Origin of the sequence: Arthrobacter sp. E44, from assembly GCF_041877125.1 — a bacterium.
Lineage (GTDB): Bacteria > Actinomycetota > Actinomycetes > Actinomycetales > Micrococcaceae > Arthrobacter.
In genome coordinates this window covers 1-2717 of sequence record NZ_JBHDJA010000051.1, presented here as the reverse complement: position 1 = coordinate 2717, position 2717 = coordinate 1, and the positions used below count along the sequence as shown (strand labels likewise).

The window sequence follows — 2717 nt, the reverse complement described above, 5'->3', positions numbered from 1 at the left end:
GGTTTCCCAGTGGTGTCCGCAGTCTTCACGGCATCCAGTGTCACCGGCATATCCAGCTCATTCCTGCCAAGCAGACCGCCTGGCGTGTCGAGCCGGATACACCGTTAATTCCACAGTCCCAGGAGACGCCTCACGCGGCATAAGTCGCTAGGTCTAGTCCACGGCTTCCCTCGGGAACCTGGAGAGGACGTCAGAGTTGTTGCTGAGGTCTGATTAGGTACGAGGGCCTTGGGACTCCTTTCCTGTTAGGAATGCCTCGATTTTGTCGAGCGTTTTGGTCTGACCCGCAATCTCAAGGGGTCCATCATCAGTGTTCATCGGCAGAACGATAGCGTTGGACTCCAATCGGTTGAATTTGTCCCATTTCGTAGCGGGATAGCGGGATCCGGTCGTCGCGATAACGCGAAAATCGAAGGGCTCACCTCGCGCTGTGCGTGTCCGACCCACGACCGGCTGGAAGGTGAACACTCCCTGGCCTGGCGTTACGAGTCCGATATTCCACTTCCTATAGCGGTCTCCCTCGGGCGCATCGGGTCGACGGATGTAACACTCAATCTGGCCACGCTGGGCCAGCCGCTGCGATGACCGGCGCCGCTGACGCACTAGGACAATGAGCATCAGACTGACGGCACCTACGAAGATGAGAGTACCTATTGCCGCAAGGTCTGCAGGTTGGCCAGAGAGGAGCTCATAGAGAAAATAGGCCCCACCCCCGCCGACAAGCAAAAGAACCAAATACAGACGCCTGCGCTTCTCAGTCATGTCTGACTCTAAACGCCGGAGAAGCCATCCGAACAGCCAGTCCTAGGACTAACGCCCGACAGTCGCGGCGATACTATGCCGTGAGTCGTGCACTCCGTAGGCCCCATTTCTCGGTGAGCCGTCCATGAAGGGGCGCAAACGGCACCCGGCACGCAAACGGGAACGGCTGAACTTACCGAAGCATGTCAGAACCTTGATTGTGGGGCTGGGCATCGTCGTTGGGGGATCTGATCGTGGGTCCGGGGTGGCCCTGAATCAGGCCGTCGTCGTGTCCTGAATGACGTTGACATATTCAGCGGGCTTGTCATCTTCGCCACCCCCGGTTATTTATCCGCTTGTCACGAAATCGGCTTCATAGTGGAGTAACTTAAGGAACATGTTGACCGGATTCAAGAATTTCATCCTGAAGGGCAACGTCGTAGACCTTGCCGTCGCCGTCGTGATTGGTGCCGCTTTCGGCGCCGTGGTCACGGCCCTAGTCCAAAGTGTTCTCATGCCGTTCATTGCGGCTCTGGTCGGATCGCCGAATTTCGACAGTTTCGCCGTCGTGACCCTGAATGGCAACGACATCAAATTCGGTGTCCTGCTCACGGCCATCGTCAATTTCCTGCTCGTGGCTGCAGCCATCTACTTCGTCATTGTTGTCCCGATGAACCACATGATCGAACGCCGCAACCGGCGCTTGGGCATCAACCCTGATGTCAAGGAAGAAGCAGCGGAGGATCCGCAGATTGCTTTGCTCACGGAAATCCGTGACTCCCTGCAGCAGGACCGCCGCCAGTAGCCAACGAGGAAAGGCCGGCCACCAGAAACTGGCCGTTCTTTCGGGGTAAAGCAAATTGAATGTCCGACGCCCCAGCGCCGTCCGAACAGATCGATGCAGATGCTCAGTGTCTGTGCACATTGATTGCCGGATATGGATGTACTGGTGAGGACATTGCGATAGCGTATCCGGCAGGGGCGCAGGGAAATATCCCGGCGTCCGTGCATACCCCATTCCTGCTTGGCAGGATCCGCGGCGGGTGTGCTGTTGTTCCGTATCGATGAAAGGACATGTACATGGCTGTTTCTATTGAATTGGGCAAGGCACTCGACAAGGCCTACGAGAACTCGACCCTCGACGAAGTTCTGGCCGCACCGCCCTCGGCCCTTGCCGGGCTGACGGAAAAGCACGATGAACTGCTCGCCGGCATGGGTGTCAAGACCATCCGCGACTTGGGGAGCAACAAGTTCTTCGCCACAGCCGGTGTGCTCGTGGCACTGGCGGGCAAAGTCGGATAACCCGCCGTTTCCGCCCACCGACGCGCCATGAGAAGGTCCGACCGGCCCGAGCCGGTCGGACCTTTTCGTTTCCTTGATTGCCGGGACTCGTCCGAATCTCATTGGCTCTGTTCTGCCAGTCTGGGGCAGAACAACATTGGCCGCCCTGGGCGGCGCTGGCCCCCCAGTCCTCGGGCAGCGGAGCCAGCGCGGGAATCGGCACGACTAGATTGCCGTGAGGCCTGCCCCCAAAACTTTGGTTGCCCGGGCCTCTTCCCTTCGTCAGACTAACCGGGCCCGCGCCGGCAGACAACAGAGGACCGCCGTCGACACGGGTTTCATCACGGCGCACGGGCGGTCACAGATTCCGCACAACGTCGCCAGCCTCACCGCTTCGGGACGCAGCAATTGTGTCGAGAACTGCAACGAAACGAGCCATCATCGGATCGTTGTGAGCCAGCTATCTTGATTTATTTTCGTCTTCTCCCCTCGATGACGTTAGTCAGCCGCCACTGGCAGGAGAGCAGATTCCGGCGCAGCATGACGCTGCGGCGTGCGAAACTGCAGCCGGACCTTTACCGGCTCTTCGCGGTTCGTGGGGAAATGGATCCCTGGAATGAGCGTCATGCCGCCGTCCTGACGGCACTTCTCAAGAGAATAACCGATTTGTAGTTGGCGGCGTTGCGGTACCCGCG

The 2717-nt window shown here is 58.7% G+C and carries 3 protein-coding genes; 2 read left to right on the top strand and 1 reads right to left on the bottom strand.

The features are described 5' to 3' along the window. The first annotated feature begins 1138 nt into the window (after positions 1-1138). Both mscL and ACETK3_RS21235 read left to right on the top strand, forming a co-directional pair. Positions 1139-1546, top strand: coding sequence for a large conductance mechanosensitive channel protein MscL (mscL, locus tag ACETK3_RS21240; RefSeq protein WP_237430440.1), 408 nt, complete (start codon positions 1139-1141; stop codon positions 1544-1546). Between the two features lie 275 nt (positions 1547-1821). Next, positions 1822-2043, top strand: coding sequence for a hypothetical protein (locus ACETK3_RS21235; RefSeq protein ID WP_237430441.1), 222 nt, complete (start codon positions 1822-1824; stop codon positions 2041-2043). Between the two features lie 477 nt (positions 2044-2520). On the opposite strand, the gene ACETK3_RS21230 is transcribed toward ACETK3_RS21235, so the two are convergent. Further along, positions 2521-2717: hypothetical protein (locus tag ACETK3_RS21230; protein ID WP_373993589.1), on the bottom strand; the 197-nt coding region annotated here is incomplete at its 5' end.

Excerpts from the sequence above, each read along its gene's own strand:
- mscL (WP_237430440.1), top strand. The coding sequence starts at position 1,139 with ATGTTGACCGGATTCAAGAATTTCATCCTGAAGGGCAACGTCGTAGAC.
- ACETK3_RS21235 (WP_237430441.1), top strand. The coding sequence starts at position 1,822 with ATGGCTGTTTCTATTGAATTGGGCAAGGCACTCGACAAGGCCTACGAG.